19 protein-coding genes and 1 pseudogene are annotated in these 18,689 nt (G+C 61.9%); 11 read left to right on the top strand and 9 right to left on the bottom strand.

Annotation, left to right across the window (positions count from 1 at the left end):
• Positions 1 to 216: 216 nt before the first annotated feature.
• From GSQ88_RS14170 to GSQ88_RS14150, 7 genes are all read right to left on the bottom strand, one after another.
• Entirely contained in the window at positions 217 to 1,158 is a 942-nt protein-coding gene (locus GSQ88_RS14170) for an aldo/keto reductase (protein WP_159008370.1), read from the bottom strand.
• 456 nt (positions 1,159 to 1,614) lie between these two features.
• Positions 1,615 to 2,076: a GNAT family N-acetyltransferase gene (locus GSQ88_RS14165; protein WP_159008369.1), complete on the bottom strand. Its 462-nt coding sequence runs from the start codon at positions 2,074 to 2,076 to the stop codon at positions 1,615 to 1,617.
• Positions 2,077 to 2,196: 120 nt separating this feature from the next.
• Positions 2,197 to 3,012: a PAS-domain containing protein gene (locus tag GSQ88_RS14160; protein ID WP_159008368.1), complete on the bottom strand. Its 816-nt coding sequence runs from the start codon at positions 3,010 to 3,012 to the stop codon at positions 2,197 to 2,199.
• Between the two features lie 159 nt (positions 3,013 to 3,171).
• A complete protein-coding gene (locus GSQ88_RS34980; protein ID WP_174248014.1) occupies positions 3,172 to 3,321 on the bottom strand; it encodes a hypothetical protein in 150 nt (49 codons plus the stop codon).
• Between the two features lie 116 nt (positions 3,322 to 3,437).
• A complete protein-coding gene (locus GSQ88_RS34975) occupies positions 3,438 to 3,614 on the bottom strand; it encodes a hypothetical protein (protein WP_174248013.1) in 177 nt (58 codons plus the stop codon).
• A gap of 151 nt (positions 3,615 to 3,765) precedes the next feature.
• Entirely contained in the window at positions 3,766 to 4,419 is a 654-nt protein-coding gene (locus GSQ88_RS14155) for a glutathione S-transferase family protein (protein ID WP_159008367.1), read from the bottom strand.
• Between the two features lie 270 nt (positions 4,420 to 4,689).
• Positions 4,690 to 5,856 (bottom strand): HWE histidine kinase domain-containing protein, encoded by a 1,167-nt coding sequence (locus GSQ88_RS14150; RefSeq protein WP_159008366.1) that lies wholly within the window; start codon positions 5,854 to 5,856, stop codon positions 4,690 to 4,692.
• Positions 5,857 to 6,084: 228 nt separating this feature from the next.
• Here GSQ88_RS14150 and GSQ88_RS14145 point away from each other — a divergent pair, with 228 nt between their 5' ends.
• The 11 genes and pseudogenes from GSQ88_RS14145 (at position 6,085) to GSQ88_RS14095 (ending at position 16,621) form a co-directional block, all read left to right on the top strand.
• A complete protein-coding gene (locus tag GSQ88_RS14145; RefSeq protein ID WP_159008365.1) occupies positions 6,085 to 7,287 on the top strand; it encodes a pyridoxal phosphate-dependent aminotransferase in 1,203 nt (400 codons plus the stop codon).
• 270 nt (positions 7,288 to 7,557) lie between these two features.
• The gene (locus GSQ88_RS14140) at positions 7,558 to 8,076 is read left to right on the top strand and encodes a DUF992 domain-containing protein (RefSeq protein WP_159008364.1); all 519 of its coding nucleotides are present in this window, start codon (positions 7,558 to 7,560) and stop codon (positions 8,074 to 8,076) included.
• 340 nt (positions 8,077 to 8,416) lie between these two features.
• Positions 8,417 to 8,902, top strand: coding sequence for a DUF992 domain-containing protein (locus GSQ88_RS14135; RefSeq protein WP_159008363.1), 486 nt, complete (start codon positions 8,417 to 8,419; stop codon positions 8,900 to 8,902).
• A 259-nt stretch (positions 8,903 to 9,161) separates the two neighbouring features.
• Positions 9,162 to 10,004, top strand: coding sequence for a chromate resistance protein ChrB domain-containing protein (locus tag GSQ88_RS14130; protein WP_159008362.1), 843 nt, complete (start codon positions 9,162 to 9,164; stop codon positions 10,002 to 10,004).
• A pseudogene (gene chrA, locus GSQ88_RS14125) lies at positions 10,001 to 11,400 on the top strand (chromate efflux transporter). Before GSQ88_RS14130 ends, chrA begins: the two are co-directional and overlap by 4 nt.
• A gap of 146 nt (positions 11,401 to 11,546) precedes the next feature.
• Positions 11,547 to 11,924: a hypothetical protein gene (locus GSQ88_RS14120; RefSeq protein WP_159008361.1), complete on the top strand. Its 378-nt coding sequence runs from the start codon at positions 11,547 to 11,549 to the stop codon at positions 11,922 to 11,924.
• A gap of 109 nt (positions 11,925 to 12,033) precedes the next feature.
• Positions 12,034 to 12,918: a DUF1259 domain-containing protein gene (locus GSQ88_RS14115; protein ID WP_159008360.1), complete on the top strand. Its 885-nt coding sequence runs from the start codon at positions 12,034 to 12,036 to the stop codon at positions 12,916 to 12,918.
• 28 nt (positions 12,919 to 12,946) lie between these two features.
• Positions 12,947 to 14,005, top strand: coding sequence for a Cj0069 family protein (locus GSQ88_RS14110; RefSeq protein WP_246735301.1), 1,059 nt, complete (start codon positions 12,947 to 12,949; stop codon positions 14,003 to 14,005).
• Between the two features lie 179 nt (positions 14,006 to 14,184).
• Entirely contained in the window at positions 14,185 to 14,376 is a 192-nt protein-coding gene (locus tag GSQ88_RS35235) for a hypothetical protein (RefSeq protein WP_210253808.1), read from the top strand.
• Between the two features lie 220 nt (positions 14,377 to 14,596).
• A complete protein-coding gene (gene prpB, locus GSQ88_RS14100) occupies positions 14,597 to 15,529 on the top strand; it encodes a methylisocitrate lyase (protein WP_159008359.1) in 933 nt (310 codons plus the stop codon).
• Between the two features lie 141 nt (positions 15,530 to 15,670).
• The gene (locus GSQ88_RS14095) at positions 15,671 to 16,621 is read left to right on the top strand and encodes a class I SAM-dependent methyltransferase (RefSeq protein WP_159008358.1); all 951 of its coding nucleotides are present in this window, start codon (positions 15,671 to 15,673) and stop codon (positions 16,619 to 16,621) included.
• Between the two features lie 36 nt (positions 16,622 to 16,657).
• Here GSQ88_RS14095 and GSQ88_RS14090 read toward each other — a convergent pair whose 3' ends face one another.
• Together GSQ88_RS14090 and GSQ88_RS14085 are read right to left on the bottom strand one after the other, a co-directional pair.
• Entirely contained in the window at positions 16,658 to 17,590 is a 933-nt protein-coding gene (locus GSQ88_RS14090; protein ID WP_246735300.1) for an acyl-CoA desaturase, read from the bottom strand.
• 520 nt (positions 17,591 to 18,110) lie between these two features.
• Positions 18,111 to 18,332 carry a PilZ domain-containing protein gene (locus GSQ88_RS14085; RefSeq protein WP_159008356.1) on the bottom strand — a complete coding sequence of 74 codons (222 nt, stop codon included), beginning with the start codon at positions 18,330 to 18,332 and terminating at the stop codon, positions 18,111 to 18,113.
• Positions 18,333 to 18,689: the final 357 nt, after the last annotated feature.

Below are 18,689 nucleotides of genomic sequence, written 5' to 3'. Positions count from 1 at the left end.
TCGAACTCGGCGTCACTCCGCCATCAACTATATCAGCCCGATCGAGATGGAGCTAAAAGCAGTTTAACCCTGTCCACTTTTTTGGGGGAAGATCAGCCATCCTTCGAGGCTCGCCCAAGAGGGCTCGCACCTCACGGGTGAACGCAATTGCGTTCATCCCGGGGATGACGTCCGAGATAGCTTCGCAGCTCCTCAGGATGAGGTCGGGAGAAGACGCTACGCCTTCGTAATCCTGTCGATCTCCGCCAGTTCTTCCGTCGTCAGCACCCAGTCGATCGCCTTGACGTTCTGCTCGATCTGTTCGACGCGGGTGGCGCCGGCGATCACGCTGGAGACTTGCGGTTGCGAGGCCAGCCAGGAGAAGGCGAGTTCGAGCATGCTGTGGCCGCGCTTCTCGGCAAACGCCTGCAGCTTTTCGACGATGTCCTCGTTGCGCGGCGTGACGTAACGATCCTTCAGCGCCGGCGCCTTGGCGAAGCGGGTGTCGGCGGGGGCGGCGGCGCCGCGCTGGTATTTGCCGGTCAGAAGACCGCTCGCCAGCGGAAAGAACGGCAGCAGGCCGAGATTGTATTCCCTGGCCGCCGGCAGCAGATCCTTTTCGATATCGCGCACCACGAGGCTGTATTCGTCCTGGCACGAGACGAACCGGGTCACGTTCATCGCGCGCGCGGTGTGTTCGGCCTCGGCGAGGCGCCAGGCCGGGAAATTCGAATTGCCGATGTAGCGGACCTTGCCCTGGCGGACCAGATCGTCGAGCGCGCGCAGGCTTTCCTCGATCGGCGTCAAAGGATCGTAGATGTGCTGCTGGTAGAGATCGATGTAGTCGGTCTTCAGCCTGACAAGGCTGGCCTCGACCGCGGACATGATGTAGCGCCGCGAGGCGCCCTGCTTGGTGCCGTCGGTCGCCATCGGCATGCAATATTTGGTCGCCAGCACGATGTCCTTGCGGCGGTCGCCGAGCACCTGGCCGAGCACGGTTTCGGAGCCGCCCATGTTGGCGTAGATATCGGCGGTATCGAACAGCGTGACGCCGAGGTCGATCGCCTTGTGGATCACCTTGCGCGAGGTTTCCAGGTCGGTGCGCTGGCCGAAATTATTGCAGCCGAGGCCGACCGCGGAAACGCGCAGGCCGGAGCCGCCGAGATTGCGAATTTGCATGGAGATATCCTGTGAGACGAGATGCTGCAGGCATTCTGGCCCGCCGGTGACGCCGCCGCAAGGCGCCGTCAACGCTGACATCGGTCACAAAGGGGAGAACAAAAAAGTGCGGCCCCGGTCAGACGCGGCGACTGACGGGGACCGCTTTGGGGCGCGTGATCGTGACGGGGGGCCTGACCAAACGCAGGCGCAACCTAGCCATGCTTTGTTACGCAGCCATGACAGCAGGACTTATCCACAGGGGCGTTTGCAGTGCGTCGATTGTGACAGCGAACCAAGAGTTCGTCATGCCCGGGCAAAAGCGCGAAGCGCGTCTTCGCGCTAGATGTCCCGGGCATCCACGACTTACTTGCGATAAAAAAGGAAGACGTGGATGGCCGGGACACAAGCGAGCGGAAGCGACGCCGTCCTTTGGACGGCTATGCCCGGCCATGACGAATGCGTCGAATGCTGCCCTCAGAACAATTTCCGATAGACCACAAATCCCGAATGCTCCGCGACATCGTCGTAAAGCCGCATCGCGGTGTGATTGGTTTCGTGGGTGTGCCAGTACACCCGCAAACATCCGGCGAGCTTTGCGCGTTGGTACACGCCGTCGATCAGCGCATGGCCGACGCCTTTGCCGCGGGCGGCTTCGCTGGTGAACAAGTCCTGCAGATAACAATTCGGCCCGATCGCGGTGGTGCTGCGGTGGAACAGATAATGCGTCAGACCGAGTAATTCGTCGCCGCGCGCCGCGACCAGCGCATGCACCGGTTCATAGGCGTCGAAGAAGCGCGCCCATGTGGTGCGGGTGATTTCAGGAGCAAGCGCGGTCGCGCCTGCCCGTCCATAGAACGCGTTGTAGCCATCCCACAGCGGAAGCCACTGCGCGTAGTCCTGTGGGGTCACGGTGCGGATGATGAGGTCGCTGGACATTGTTGCGTTTCGGATTCGTGGAAAGGGTGCACCAAGCACGGCCCGCGCGGCCAGCGAGGTCTTTAGTAGGGGCAGGGGCGGGCAGGATCAATCGCCTTCTGCGTTGCGGCGATGCGGCTTCTACTCGGCGGCGCGCAGATAGCGGATCAGCCCGCGATTGCCGCCGCCGCGCAGCGACTGGTAGTAGTCGGCAGTGGCGGGATCGTCGGTGTGGCGGACCAGGTCGGTCACCGGCGTATAGCTCAGCATTCGCCCGCCGTCGGGCAATGCGGTGCAACTGAAACGCAGCACCTGGCCATCCCTGAGGTTGATGATGATCGGCGTCTGGTCGCCGGCGCGCATCATCTTGGTGCGCTGCGCGATGAACTCGGCGAACTCCTCCTCGGGCATCTCCCAGGCGCCGGTGTCGCGGCCGTGATACAACAGCGCGATGAACGGCGGCTTGCTGGCGGCCTTGGCGTCGGACAACGCAAAATAATCGCGGAAGGCGCGGTTGATGAATTCCGCGCGGGTGTCGGCATCCAGCAGCACGATGCCGATTTCGAACTGATCGAGCGCCGCCGCCAGCCGCTCCGCGGTGGTGTGGTGCGTACGCTCCCATGCCAGCGCATCGACCAGCCGTTTTCGCAGCAGGCCGGTGATCGCCGCGGTTGCCACCGCGGTCAATGCCAGCATCGACAGCCGCGCCAGATCGGCGGCGTCGGTGCCGGGCAGGTTGCGGTGATGCAGGAAAAGCAGCGCGGAGGCAGCGACCGCGATGGCGGCGCTGATCATGCCGGAAGCAAGCCCGCCGAGCGAACCGGCGAAGGCGATGATGCAGATCAACAACGGTGCAGGATCAGGCGCCCCAATCAGAACGCGGTCGGCGAAGATGGCGATCAGCGCCGTCGCTGCCGTCAGTACCGGACCGGAGAATGCGCGCCAGTCGAATTGCATGCCTGTCTCGCTCTGTCACCAGAGTTAAGTGCAACAGCATGACGGATGGTTAGATGCGCAGCGGATTTTCTGGCCATATCGTCAAGAAGCCGTTGACCAGTCAGCTCAGGGTTTTGGCTTGTTTGATTCAAACGATCTCGCCTGGTGTCACTTGCGATATCATTTGGCGGCCGGCGCATGCCAGCGCGCCGCATCGAGCGGCCGACGGAACGCGTTCTCGCCGCGCGTTCCCGTCGCAATCAGGAATGAGGCGGCGAGCAAGATCGCAAGCGTCAACGTCGCGGTTACGATTACAACAGGAGCTTTCATCGATACTCAATCGCGGTGCATATCACCGCGCCTTGTCGTTCGAGGAATGGCGCGAGAACCGCTCGCGGGAATTGCCAATAGCTTTGGAAAAATGTCTTTGCAGAAATAGCTTTGGGCTAAGCCGGGATCGGCATCGCCATGCCGATCTTGAGCGAAAACACCGTCAGGGTGACGATCAGGCATAGCGACAGCGAGCCGATCGCGAGCGAGGCCGCGACGACGTCGTGCAATCGCAACGAGGCTACGGGCGCAGAACGATCTTCAAAACCTACTGAGCCGGGCGACCGTCTCATGGCCGAGTTCCTTTGATGCGCGGGCGAATCACCTGCGACGCGAATGACTTGGCAGGCATCGCAGGCAATATTGCGGCGGCGGCTCACCGGAAAATGGCAAAACGGCGGCGAAACCGCTGGTTATGCCCGCTATTTAAGCTGATTAAGCCGATTAAACCTCGGCGCCGACCCCGGCGGGCGCGTGGGCCCCGGCATCCGGCCGCCAGTCCATGCCGACAAAACCGTAGGTCTGCTCGATGCGCCGCAGCCAGGCGCGAACCGCGGGGAATGTCGCGAGGTCATAGTCGCAGCGGTCGGCCACATGGGTGTAGCCGTAGAGCGCGATGTCGGCGACGGTGAGTTGTTTGGCGGCAAAATAATCATGGATCTTGAGGTGATTTTCCATCACCTGCAACGCGGCATAGCCGCGCTCCATCCAGTCCTCCAGCGCGTGGGTCTGCAGCGTGCGTCCGCCCTTGACCAGCGACAGCCAGAAATAGGCCGCGCCGATATTGGGCTCCAGCGCGTGCTGTTCGAAGAACATCCACTGCAATGCTTCGGCGCGTTCGATCCGCGTGTCCGGCGCCAGCGAGGTGCCGCCGGCGACATACCACAGGATCGCGTTGGACTCGGCGAGGTAGCGTCCCGACTCGACTTCCAGCAGCGGCACCTGTCCGCTTGGATTCATCGCGAGAAAATCCGGCGTACGGCTCTCGCCGCGCAGGATATCGATTTCGATCGCGCGATAGGGCGCATTCAGCAGCGCCAGCGCAAGGCGAACCTTGTAGCTGTTGCCGGAGCGCTGCATCGAATAGAGCTTGTACATCTGGATTCAATCGTCGTGGATTCGTAGCGGGATTCATCGGCGAGGTTGCGGTGCGGGAGGCGCCTTGTCATCCCGCAACGCGGCTAAACAATGATGCCGATAGGGGAGTGTCGCAAGGGCTGCCGACTGGAAAAAGTCGAAAACCTCTGCCGCACTGCACACGTGCAGAATGATTCTATCAACACGTTCAAACAATTCAGATCACGCCTGCGCGACAACAGCGGCACGATCCACGCTGCGGCCAAGAGCCTGGAATCCAGGGCGGCCGGTTTAACGTTTTGTTCGGCCGGGGTTGAACGCCTCGTCAGCCGGCTCGGCGGCGATCGGAACTGGAAATGCCGCGCGGAACAAAAGGCCTTCGGGGGCGAACTCGAATTTCGCGGTGCCGCCGAATTGCCGGCCGATCAAGCGCTCGATCAGGGTCGAGCCGAAACCCTTTTCGTCCGGCGGCTGGATCTGTGGTCCGCCGCGCTCGCGCCAACTCAAATTGAGGCGCGCGTCGGCGCCGCCGGCCATCGCCTCGAGGCTCCAGTGAACCTCAATGGTGCCGGAGGGCGCGGAGAGCGCGCCGTATTTGGCGGCATTGGTGGTGAGTTCGTGGATCACCATGCCGACGCTGGTGGCGATTTCGGCTTCGAGGTCGAAGTCAGGACCGCTGAAGCTGACCCGTTCGGTCTGCTGATAGGGATCGAGTTCGCTGTTGAGGATGTCGCGGAATGCGATCGCGTGCCAGCGCTTCGAGGTCAGCAGCGTGTGGGTCTTTGCAAGCGACTCGATCCGGCCGCCGATGGTGCCGCGAAACACCGCCAGCGTCGGTGACGATCGGAGGTTCAACTGGATCAGGGCCTGCACCGTCGACAGGGTGTTCTTCACCCGATGATGCAATTCGGCGATCAGGAGCTCCTGGCTGTCCTCGGCCTTTCGCCGCTTCGCAATCTCGCGCCGCAGCCCGATTTCGCTCAAGACGATTTCCGCGACATCGCTCAGATTTTTCAGGTCGGTCTCCGACCATTGGCGCGGAACGGTGTCGATCGCGCAGAGCGAGCCGATGACATGTCCCGACGGCAATGTCAGGGGAACGCCGAGATAGGCCTTCACGCCGAGATCGGGGATCGCGAGATTTTCACAGACCCGCGGATCGTTCTCGGCGTCGGTCACGATCAGCGGCGCCTGCTCGATCACGACATGTTGGCAAAACGAGTGGGACAGCGGCGTCTGCCGCGCCTCGCTGGCGGCGCCCCGCAGTCCCTGCTGGCTTTTGAAGAATTGCCGCCGGTCGTCGACCAGGGAGACCAGCGAAACCGGCGCGCCGAGCAGCCGCGTCACCATGCGCGTCAGCCGGTCGAAGGCTTCTTCCGCCGCCGAATCCGGTAAATGCGTATCGGCCAGCGCGGCCAGTCGTTCCGGGTTTCGCAGTGAGTCGGGGGCAGGCCCCATAATGGCTCGCAATATTTGTATGTCTCGCCTTCATGACAGCTTCGAAACCGCAAGAAAACACCCTTTTTTTGAACAATTTGTTCAAGTTGCGGGAACCTTCTTGCGATGCAGCGTAAGCCGCTCTAGGGTGCGCCGATCCCATCAAAAAGCGCCGTGGTTGATCCCCAATTCGCGACGCATGACGTTTGATGTCCTACTCAAGATGACACCCACTTTAAGGAGATGATGATGCCGTTTCTGTCCGCTGCGCTCGACCGTGTGAAGCCGTCCGCGACCATCGCGGTAACGGATAAAGCGCGCGCGCTGAAAGCGGCGGGCCGCAATGTCATCGGGCTGGGCGCCGGCGAGCCGGATTTCGATACGCCCGCCAACATCAAGCTGGCGGCGATCCATGCCATCGAGGCCGGCAAGACCAAATACACCGCGGTCGACGGCATTCCCGAGCTGAAGGAAGCCATCATCGCCAAGTTCCAGCGCGAGAACGGGCTGACCTACAAGCCGAACCAGATCATCGTCGGCACCGGCGGCAAGCAGGTGCTCTACAACGCGCTGATGGCGACCATCAACCCGGGCGACGAGGTCATCATCCCCGCGCCCTATTGGGTCAGCTATCCGGAAATGGTGGCGCTGGCCGGCGGCGAGCCGGTGCCGGTGGTGTGCCCGGCGTCGAGCGGCTTCAAGCTGCGCCCGGAAGATCTGGAGAAGGCGATCACCGCGAAGACCAAATGGATCATCCTCTGCTCGCCGTCGAACCCGACCGGTTCGGCCTATACGCGCAGCGAATTGCAGGCACTCACCGACGTGCTGGTGAAGCATCCGCATGTCTGGGTCATGACCGACGATATGTACGAGCATCTGGTCTATGACGACTTCGTGTTCACGACGCCGGCGCAGATCGAGCCGAAACTGTACGATCGCACGCTGACGGTGAACGGGGTCTCGAAAGCCTATTGCATGACCGGCTGGCGCATCGGCTATGCCGGCGGCCCCGCCGAACTGATCAAGGCGATGGCGACGATCCAGTCGCAGTCGACATCGAACCCGTCGTCGGTGGCGCAATGGGCCGCCGTCGAGGCGCTCAACGGTCCGCAGGATTTCATTCCAGCCAACAATAAAGTGTTCAAGGAGCGCCGCGATCTCACGGTCTCGATGCTCAATCAGGCGAAGGGCATCGAATGCCCGCGGCCGGAAGGCGCGTTCTATGTCTATCCGTCCTGCGCCGGCACCATCGGCAAGACCGCGCCGTCCGGCAAGGTGATCAGCAACGACGAGGACTTCGTCACCGAACTCTTGGAGACCGAAGGCGTCGCCGTGGTGCAGGGGTCCGCGTTCGGACTTGGGCCCGCGTTCCGGATCTCCTACGCCACCAAGACCTCCGATCTCGAAGAGGCCTGCAAGCGCATCCAGCGATTTTGCGGCAATTTGAGATAGAGCGTTTCGCGCCAAGATAACGCGTAAAAAATAACACGACGCGTTTTCAAGCGAAGCCTGTCCCCGGACTTGATCCGGGGATGGACCGGTTCGCGCCGGGAAAACGCGTCGAAAAAAAGGCGTGTCAAATCACAAGACCGATCACTATTTACTTTGTTTTGCCGAACCTTTGATGTTTTGACGTCGAAGTTGGGAAGCGCCTTGTTTTGGACACGACGCTTCCTTCTTGTCCGCCCCGCAAGTTTAACCAGTCAGGCGGAGACCCAATTTATGCGATTTTCGACACTTTCCATTGCTATCGTCGCGCTGTTGGCGCCGATCGCGAGCGCCAATGCAGTGTCGCCGATGCGTGCCGGCATCCTGCAATGCCAGGGCGGGCAGAATGTCGGCTTCGTGCTCGGCTCGGTGACCCAACTCCAATGCGTGTTCCAGAGCCCGGGACACCGGCCCGACCCCTACGCCGCGACGGTTCGCCGCTTCGGCGTCGACCTCGGGATCACCGCGCAGACCCAGTTTTCCTGGGCGGTGACCGCGCCGGGCGGCCGGCTTGAATACGGCCAATTGGCCGGCAGCTATGGCGGCGTCGGCGCCAATGCGTCGGTCGGCGTTGGCGGCGGCGGCAATTTCCTGGTCGGTGGCCCGAACAATTCCTACGCCCTGCAGCCGGTCAGCGTGCAAGGCCAGACCGGATTGAACGTCTCGGCGGGCATCGCCGGCCTCGACCTCCAGCCGGTTGAGTATCGGCATGGCGGCCGGCACTGGCACCATCATCACCGGCGTCACCACTAGAGCCTTTTTCGTTCCGATGGAATCGGAACGGGGCTCTAGTCTTTTTGTTTTGACGCGTTTTCTTCACGCGAACCGGTACCTGCTTCGCTCGAAAACGCTCCAATACGCCCGACGCTTTCGAAAGAGGCCCGCGCAAGCGGGCCTCTTTTTTTGTGACGTGATGCACGCAGGATACGGATTAACGCATGGCCAATATGGCAAGCTCGGCGGCGTTATGTCATAGAATGCGTGCGCCACGGTCTATGCCGTAAGGAATGGCGCTCGCTTCAAGTCCGCTCTCTTCAAGTCTGCTCTATCCTAATCTCTGCCCCGCATCACATTCATCAGCCGGAGATTCTTCATGCGTCGCTCATTCATCCTTGCCGGTATCGCCATGGGCATGCTGGGTGGTTCCCTTGCCGGCTCCCATGCGCAGCAGCCGTTGCAGCGCGTGCAGGTCGGCGTTCTCGAATGCCGCGGCGGCGCGAGCATCGGGTTCATCGTCGGCTCGGTCACCAATCTCGGCTGCGTGCTGCGCGTCGACGGCGTGCCGGACGACCGCTACGTCGCGACCATCCGCAAGGTCGGCGTCGACCTCGGCATCACCCAGGAGACAGCGCTCGCCTGGGGTGTGTACGCACCCGTCGCCCGCCTCGGAATCGGCGATCTCTCGGGCAATTACGCCGGCGCCCAGGGCAGCGCCGCGGTCGGCGTCGGAGCCGGCGGCAATGTGCTGGTCGGTGGCTCGAATAATTCGATCGCGCTGCAACCGCTGAGCTTGCAGGGCCAGGTCGGCCTCAGCGTCGCGGCCGGACTGGAAAGCCTGGAGCTTCGGCCGGGGCGGTAAGCGAACCGTTCTTGCCGTCGTTATGAGAAGTCAGCGGGTCGCGGGAATGCGGTCCCGCTGACAGGCTACACGGCGAAGCAATCCAATCCTCGTCGCATTGGATTGCTTTGCTGTTCGCTGGCGTCTCCGGCTTTCCGGCACTAAGTTCCCGATTGACAAACTAGGCGCCCTTTGGCTGTACTGGCAGCCATGGGGAAGCGATCTCCCCACAAGGCGACATGCCCAAGAATCGCGTCCGGTCATCCACCGAGGACGCATCATGTCTGCCATTTACGCCATAGCTCCCGATAAACTTGTCCGTCTGATCGGCACGCCTGCGTGTCCCGTGCTCGTCGACGTCCGGACCGACGAGGATTTCAACGCCGACCCAAATTTCGTGCCCGGCGCCGTTCGCCGCAATCACGGCAACGTCGCGGAATGGGCCCCAGGTTTTTCCGGAAAGACCGTCGTCGCGATCTGCAAGAGAGGGCAGAAGCTCAGCGACGGCGTCGCCGCATGGCTTCGTCACGCCGGCGCGTCCGCGAATGTGCTGGACGGCGGCACCGAAGCCTGGGCGAAGGAGAAGCTTCCGCGCGTGCCGGCCTCGAAGCTTCCGAAGCGCGATCCGGAAGGCCGCACCGTCTGGGTGACGCGCGCAAGACCCAAGATCGACCGCATCGCCTGCCCTTGGCTGATCCGCCGCTTCGTCGATCCGTCCGCCGTCTTTCTGTTCGTGACCGCCTCCGAAGTCGAAGCGGTCGGCGAGCGCTTCGGCGCGGTGCCCTTCGACATCGAGGGCGTGCACTGGAGCCATCGCGGTGAGCTCTGCACTTTCGACGCGATGGTCGAAGAATTCGGCTTGGGGTTCGACGCGCTCCAGCACCTCGCCAAGATCGTACGCGCCGCCGACACCGATCGGCTCGACCTTTCGCCGGAGGCGCCCGGCCTGCTTGCGGCTTCGCTAGGCCTCTCCCGGATTTATGCCGACGACCATGAACAGCTTGATGCCGGCATGCTGCTCTATGACGCCTTCTACCGATGGTGCCGGGATGCAACCGGCGAGACCCACAACTGGTCTTCCCACAAGGCCAAGTCGAAGACGAAGCCGGAGGCCGGGGCATGACCGACGTGACCTCGAACGCCTCAATCCCCGCTGCGCACAGCGCACCGGGCATGCCCACCATGACGGAAGCCTTCCGGGTCTGGCTCCGCGTCGCGATGCTCAGCTTTGGCGGGCCGGCCGGCCAGATCGCGGTGATGCACCGGATCATCGTTGAAGAGAAGAACTGGGCTCCGAGGAGCGATTCCTGCATGCCCTGAACTACTGCATGCTGTTGCCGGGTCCAGAGGCGCAGCAGCTTGCGACCTACATCGGCTGGCTGATGCATCGTACGCGCGGCGGGATCATGGCCGGCGGTCTGTTCGTCGTGCCCGGTGTCTTCGCCATCATGGCGCTGAGCTACATCTATGCCGCATTCGGCAATGTCGGCTTCGTGGCGGCACTGTTCTTCGGGCTAAAGGCCGCGGTTCTCGCCATCGTGATCCAGGCCGTGGTGCGCGTCGGCAATCGCGCGTTGAAGAACCCGGTCATGCGGGGCCTCGCCGCAACGGCGTTTGTGGCAATTTTTTTCTTTGACGTTCCGTTTCCGGTGATCGTGCTTGGGGCAGGACTGATCGGTTTTTTCGGCGGTCGTGCCGGCCTCGCCACCTTCGCCGTCGGCGGAGGACACGGGCCGTCGAAATCGACCGCCCTGGTCGACAGCCTTCTTGGCGAAGAATTGCCGGCGCACGCCAAGCCGAGCGTTGCAAGCTCGCTGCGCGTTGCCTCGGTGTGGCTGCTGTTGTGGCTGATCCCGGTCGTGGCAATTTTCGTGATGCTCGGCGAAGCCAATGTATTCTCCCAGATCGCGATCTTCTTCAGCAAGATGGCGATGGTGACGTTCGGCGGCGCCTATGCGGTGCTGGCGTACGTCGCGCAGCAGGCCGTGGAGCACTATCACTGGGTGCAGCCCCGCGAGATGCTGGACGGTCTCGGCATGGCGGAGACGACGCCGGGGCCGCTGATCATGGTGCTGCAGTTCGTGGGCTTCATGGCCGCCTTCCGCGATCCCGGCCCGATGTCGCCGATGGTTGCCGGGACGCTGGGCGGCCTGCTGGCGACCTGGGTGACGTTCACCCCGTGCTTCCTCTGGATATTCCTCGGCGCACCTTTCATCGAAGTCATGCGCGGCAACAAGGCGCTCGCCGGCGCGCTGTCGGCGATCACGGCGGCCGTCGTCGGCGTCATCCTCAATTTGGCGATCTGGTTCGCGATCCACACGTTGTTTCACGCCACCGTGCCCGTCCATAGCCTGGGCCTGTCCTTCGAGGCGCCGGTTCTTTCGAGCGTCGACCCTTGGGCGCTTGCTTTGTCGGTCGCGGCCGCAGCGGCGATCTTCCGGTTCAACGTCGGAATGCTGCAGACCTTGGGTGCCTGTGCCGCCGCAGGCTTGCTGCTTCACGCCGCGGGTGTGCTGTGAAGACGACCGCGACACCATTGTCCGACGCGATATCCGCGTTCGGAGCACCGAGACGAATCTAGTCGACACCTGGCCGCGACGCATCTCGCATCACATGAATCCAGTTTCGCGGCTGGATCGCATTGGGGCGCAAAAGGAGAAAGCCCATGAAACACGAACACTCGTCTTCCGCTCCGGTCGATCGCACGTCGTTGCCCCGAGCTTTGGTCGCGGCCGGTGCGCTGCTGCTTGCGACCGTCTGCGCGGCTTCGGCCGCCACGCAGGGCTTGGGCCCGAACGAACGGGGTTCAGCACCGGCATTGGCATCGAACGCGTCCGCCCGCGAAACCTTGAAAGGTGTCGTTGCAAGCACGAATGAGCAGAACGACACGCTTACCATTCAACTCGCGTCCACCGGCATATCGGGCGACTTCAAGGTGCTGGACGGGCTTATTTTCAATTCCGTGCGGTACGGCGATCTGGTCGAGATCACCGTCGAGATGATCGGCGGGATGAAAACCATCGTCGCGTTGACGAGGGAATAGGGCTGCGTTCGATGCCTGTAATAAAATCAAGATAGCCCGCTGTCACCTCTCATATCGAAAGCAGCGGGAGACAATAAGGCTGGGTGCATAAACCAAGAAGGAGTGAGCAATGCGATTGCTCGGATTATTGATCGTCGCCGGCGTAGCGATAACCGGCGCAGCACGTGGAGAAGAAATCGTCTGGTCGAAGGTCGACGAGGCCATGGGAAGGTCGGCGGCCGTGACCCAGGACGTTCACCGCTACGGATTTCCGAGGACCGATCTCAACGTGACCCTCGACGGCGTGACCATCAAGCCGTCGCTCGCGCTGGGGGGCTGGGTCGCGTTCAAGCCGATCGGCGGCGAGGCCATGGTGATGGGTGACCTTGTCCTGCTGGAAACCGAGATCGAGCCCGTCATGGAGAAACTCGTCCGAGGTGGGCTCGACATCACGGCCATCCACAATCACCTGCTGCGCGCCAGTCCGGCGACGTTCTACATGCATGTCGGCGGTCATGGAGACCCCGCAAAGATGGCTGCGGTCATCCACGACGCGCTCGCGATCAGCAAGACACCGATGACGGCGCCGACCCCGCCCGCGACGCCGCCGGCGATCGACCTCGAAAGCGCGCAGATCGAGGAGATCATCGGGCTAAAGGGCCAGACAAACGGCGGAGTCCTGCAGTTCAACGTACCGCGCCGCGATGCCGTCACCATGGAAGGGATGCAGATGGCTCCGGTCGGGCCGATGGGTGTCGCCGAGGCGATCAATTTCCAGCCGACCGGCCACGGCAAGGCGGCGATCACCGGAGACTTCGTCCTGATTGACACCGAAGTGAACCCCGTCCTCAAAACGCTGCGCGCCAACGGCATCGATGTCACCGCACTTCACAGTCACATGTTGATGGAGAGCCCGCGGCTTTTCTTCATGCATTTCTGGGCGAACGACGACGCCATCAAGCTTGCGAAGGGATTGCGGGCAGCGCTGGACAAGGCCGCTGTGACCAAGAACTAGGACAACGATCGAAAGATGGAGACCGCCTGTGACCAGTAGAATTGCAATAGTCTGGCGCGGTGACCGAGAAGCGCGGACTTCGGCGACAGCGCAGAACAATCGCTTCCATCGGGTATTCGAGGAGCTTGCCGCGCTTGGCATCGGCGTGGAGCCGGCGGTCTTCGATGAGTTGTTCGCGGACGAGGTCCGCGAACAACTCATGACGGCGGACGGCGTACTCGTTTGGGTCGATCCGTTGCATGAGGGGAAGACGCGCGCGGTGCTGGATCCGTTGCTGCGCGACGTCGCGGAGCACGGGCCGTGGGTCAGCGCCCATCCGGACGTGATCTGGGCCATGGGAGTCAAGGAGGTGCTGCACCGGACGAAGCAACTCGGGTGGGGGAGCGATACGCACATCTATCGCTCTCCGCGCGGTTTTCGGGAGGCATTTCCGGAGCGTCTGATGGCCTCCGGTCCGAGGGTACTGAAGCAGAATCGCGGCAACGGCGGACAGGGTGTCTGGAAAGTCGAAAGGCTTGATGCGCTTCGGGGGGAAGCGGCGGCAGTTCGGGTGTTGCAAGCGCGACGCGGAAGCTTGCCGGAAGAGCTTGCGCTGACGGATTTCATGACGCGCTGCGAAGCTTATTTCGGGCCCGACGGCTGTATCGTCGATCAACCGTTCCAGCCGCGCCTGCCGGAAGGTATGATCCGCTGCTATATGGGCGCCAACAAGGTGGTGGGCTTCGGCCAACAGTTGATAAAGGCACTGATCCCGCCGCCACCCGAAGGACCGGACTCCGAGGCGGCGCAACCTGGTCCGCGCGTCATGCATCCTGCCTCGGCCAAGCCGTTTCAGCGGCTGAAGAACGAGATGGAGACCGCGTGGACGCCGCAGATGATGGAGATCCTCGGCATCGATGCCGCCTCGTTGCCGATCATATGGGATGCCGATTTTCTGCTCGGTCCGCGTAATGCAGCGGGCGAGGACACCTACGCTCTCTGCGAGATAAACGTCAGTTCAGTCTTCGCGATTCCGGATCAAGCGCCGGCGGAAATTGCCCGCCTCGTCGCTGCGCGATTGCGAAGTCGGCCGCGCCCGCTTCATTGACGAACACAATTCAGAAAATTACAGTGCGAATTGGCGACAGTGTACCGAATTGAGCTGAAAAGAGCCTAGGTCTATTTGGTGATTTGCCTGTCCAACCCCATTTGAAAATATTATTATTCCTCTCTGACCCAAATCACCGATTTTATTCCGCGTCGTCATATCCCCTGGAGGGGCCTATTATGATCGTCACGCGCAAGCCGGATCGGAACGTGATTTTTTCCGCCCGGATGACGTACGGAACATGCGATCATCACGAGGATAAAAACGATCGTCGATCCGGGGAGGATCACATGACATCCAGCGGCGTCAATGCCGGTGGTCGGCTCGACAGGTTGCCGATCGCCCGGTTTCACTATCGGATCTTTCCCTGATCGGCGCCGGGCTGTTTGTTGACGGGTTCGAGATATTCCTCGCCGGCAGCATCCTGGGCGCCTTGGTTCAGTTGATCGGCGCCGGAGCCGGGGCTCCACGTCACGCTGCCGCGATGGAATTTGAGCCTCGGCCGCCGAGCGCTTAGGCTCCGCCTTTACCGGGAAGCTTGTCGCGCCGGAGTACGTCGAGTTTGCAATCAGAGCCAATAGGGATTTTCACATGCCGTATCTCGTCGCATCCGATCTGCCATCCGAATCCGCCGGCCGGCGCTTTCGCGCGCTGCTGAAGCAGCCCGGGATACTGCGGTTGCCGGGCGCGCATAACGGGATGGCCGCGCTTCAGGCCAAAGCGGCCGGCTTCGACGCGCTCTATCTCTCGGGCGCGGCGATGACGGCCTCGATGGGGCTGCCCGATCTCGGCATCATCACCGTGGACGAGGTCGCCTTCTTCATCCGCCAGATCGTCCGCGCGTCAGGCCTGCCGCTCCTGGTCGACGCTGACACCGGATATGGCGAAGCGCTCAACGTCATGCATGCCGTGCGCGTGTTCGAGGAGGCGGGCGCCGGCGCGCTGCATCTGGAGGATCAGATCCTGCCGAAGAAGTGCGGCCACCTGAATGACAAGCACCTCGCCGATGCGCATGACATGGCGGCCAAGGTTGCCGCCGCGGCGAAGGCGCGACGCGATCTGGTCATTATCGCCCGTACCGATGCGGCCGCGAGCGAGGGGCTCGACGGCGCGGTCGCGCGTGCCCGGCTCTATATGGAAGCCGGCGCGGATGCGATCTTTCCGGAAGCGCTCAACACCGCCGAGATGTTTCGCGCCTTTGCCGAACGCATGCCGGGCGTGCCGCTGCTGGCCAATATGACGGAGTTCGGCCGAACGCCTTTCTTTACGGCATCGGAGTTCGAGGCGATGGGCTACGCCATGGTGATCTGGCCGGTCTCGGCGTTGCGCGTGGCAAACAAGGCGCAAGCGAAACTTTACGCAGCCATCGCGCGCGATGGGGGAACCCATAACGCGGTCGATCAGATGCAGACCCGCGCGGAACTCTACGCGACGATCGGCCTCCACGATTACGAAGCGCTCGACGCGTCCATCGTGGAAACCATTGTCCCCGAGGGGATGCCGCAAAGAAAGCCCGCGTCATAACAAGGCGGTCGCAACAAAAAGCGCCGATCCAGGACCTCCAAAAGCTATTGGCCGAACTGGGCAAGCCCGGATAATGGCGGCCGAGGTATCCATCGTCGAAATTTTGGGTAGACTGGAGGTCAGCTAGTTCCAGGAGAAGTGATGGCCGACAGCCGCATGAATGATCCCGGTCTCGGGACACCCACAGCGCCGATTCCCAACCTCGGGGCATCGAAGGCTTCGATTCAGGCGCACTACGACCGCGAACCTCTTTTCTACGAGCGGTTTCTCGGGCCGAGCCTGGCCTATTCGGCTGCAATTTGGAATGAGCCTGCCAACCGCGACACCCTTGAGGCGGCGCAGCTCCGTAAGCTCGACTGGCACATCGATATGTCGGGCGCGGACAGCGGACGGCGCGTACTTGAAGTCGGGCTCGGCTGGGGCAGCCTGATCAAGCGGCTGATGGTGCGTCGGCCGGGCCTTGAATATGTCGGGCTGACGCCTGCCGACAATCAGGTCCAATACGTGCGTAGCTTTGCTCCTGAGAACTTCGTGACCGAGATTTCGGCATGGCAGGATTACCAGACGAACCGTCCGTTCGACGCGATCGTGAGTATCGGGGCGATGGAGCACTTCGCCGGGAAGACGATGGATCGCAACGGGCGGATCGAGGCCTACCGGCTGTTCTTCGAGTTCTGCGCCCGCATGCTGCGCGTTGGGGGACGCGCCTCGATCCAGGTGAACGGCTGGGCCAACATCGCACCGGGTAGCGAGGCGCGCCACATCGCCGAGAGCGGAATCGATCGTTTCTGGAATGAGGGCAATCTGCCACACGCCAGCGAGATGCTGCTCGCGAGCGAGCCCTGGTTCAACCTTATCCATCTCGAAGGAAAGCAACGGGACTACATCTACACGCTACGCGCATGGATCCGAAATCTGCGGCGCCATGAAACCGATCTCGTTGCCCTGGTAGGATCCGAGATGTTCAATGACTATTTGCATAATTTGACCGTCTGCCTGGAAGCCTATGTTGCCGGCGCGCTAACGCTCTATCGGCTGGTGATTGAGCGCAAGGGGCCGGTCGCCGGCCTGGGTAGCGTACCCAAGGGCTGACCGGGAGAGCTGGCGGCAGGCCGCCTCAAAAACCCGTCATGCGTCGGGAATGTCGTTGGTGTGGCGTGTCACAAGACTGCGAGGCGCCAGCGCACGCTCGCGCGGCATGATGATGTTGTTCGCAAGGCCCAGCGCCGCAAACAGGCGGATCGTCAGGTACGTCGAGTCAAACTCCCACCAGCGATGGCCGTGCTTGGCCGCGCGCGGATCGGCATGGTGGTTGTTGTGCCATCCTTCGCCATTGCTGAGGATGCCGACGAACATGTTGTTGCGGCTTCCCTCGTCGGTCTCGTAGTTCCGATAGCCCCACAGATGGGTGATCGAGTTCACCGCCCAGGTCTGATGCCAGACCACGACGGTGCGTACGAAGACGCCCCACACCAGAAGGCTGGCGCCGAACTGGACACTTTCCAGCAGCGTATCTCCCGCGACCCACGCGGCGAGAAATCCGCCGGCGTAGAACAGGAACCATGAGGCCAGGATCAGCCAGCTCTGCCGGTAGTTCCGCTCAACCCAGTGATAGAAGGGGTCGCGCAGAATATCCTTGGCGTAGCGGCCGTAGATGCCGAGCCGGCTCAGTTCGCGGTTGTCGATCAGAACCCAGCCAAGATGACCCCAGAGGAAATTGACCAGCGGGCTGTGCGGGTCGGGCTGTTCATCGGCGTGTTGATGATGCCGGCGATGCACCGCCACCCAGCGGGCAGGCGTGTCCTGTACGCAGCAGATCGCCAGGGTTGCCAGCAGGTATTCAAACCATTTCGGAGTTTTGAAACCGCGATGGGTCAGCAAGCGATGATAACACAGGTTGATGCCCAGCACGCCGAAGACGTAGTCGCCGAGAATGAACAGGATCACGCCGGTCCAGCTGAAGAACCAGGGCATGAACGCGAACAAAGCGATGAGGTGATAACCAAAGACAACGGTCGCATGGCCCCAGAACACGCGTACCGGAAGCACTCCCTCCGGCATTTCCAATCGCACAGCCGATCCGGGAGTTCCCTTGTGCGCCGCGGCTGTTTCGCACCGCATCGCCAAGCTTCTGTCCAGCGGTTCCAGGCTCACGATTTCATTCTCTGGCCACTAGTCAGCGATCCCGCGGATGCGTGCCGGCAACAAGCTTCGTTCAAGCCTTTTCGGGCAGAAAATCCCTCAGCAATCAGCAACAAAGCCCGGTCCAACTAAAGGAACTCCAAATGAATGCGACGGACACCGCGGCGCGGCCACACCTGGCCCGCTTGCCGCAGTTGCGTGGCAGGCTGCCCCGATCGGGCTCTTACCTCTATCTGCTAAAACGGCGGCGATCCATCCCAAAGGTTGACGCGCTGCTTCAGAATTGACGTAAATCCGGCTCTTTTTCTCACTTCGGGGACAGCCGAGAGTGCGAATCTCGGCCAGCCGGAGCGGGGCAAACGTCAGGCATCGCACGCAGGTCGTCCAACCTCCGCAACAGGCATGGAAACGACGCTGCGACGAGCGCGGACGAGTTGTTTCAGAGTACGAACTTGATGCCGAATGTCTTGCCGTCACGCCAGACCACTTCGCATGGCTGGCGTTTCGGATGTTGCGGCACCAGCGCCAATACGATCCGGTCGCTGACATCGATCTCGGCATCGGTCACGATCCTGGCGCCGCCCGGCGAGACGTCCAATACGAAACAGTCGATCTGGGTCATCTGGTCGTCGACGGCGATCCAGGCCAGCCGTTTATCCATTTGACGTCGCGGTTCGCGCTGTATCTTGGTCCTTCGTCCCTCAAAATTCATGACGGCCATCCATCGTTGAATCCATTCAACCAAAAAAAGCTTTCAAACAAGGCCGCCAGAGTGCGGGTATTTTCGTAAAGTTCCCCTTAGCGCATCGCCTCGAAATTGACCGGTCTGGCCGCGGGATTGGTTGGATTGCGTCGAAAATTTGCTGGCGCGGCCATGCCGCATATTACCTACCGGCTGTGATTACGCCGCACCGCAGCGACGTTTTTCCGTCTTGCCAAATCTTTGGACCGGGGGGAGCATCCCTTTGCCGACCCAATCATGGGCCGAGCTCCAAACTTCAGGAGGCGGCAAATGGGA

The organism is Bradyrhizobium sp. S69 (genome assembly GCF_009766005.1).
Taxonomy (GTDB): domain Bacteria; phylum Pseudomonadota; class Alphaproteobacteria; order Rhizobiales; family Xanthobacteraceae; genus Bradyrhizobium.
The sequence above is the reverse complement of the archived record's forward strand: the minus strand, read 5'-3'. Positions and strand labels throughout refer to the sequence as shown.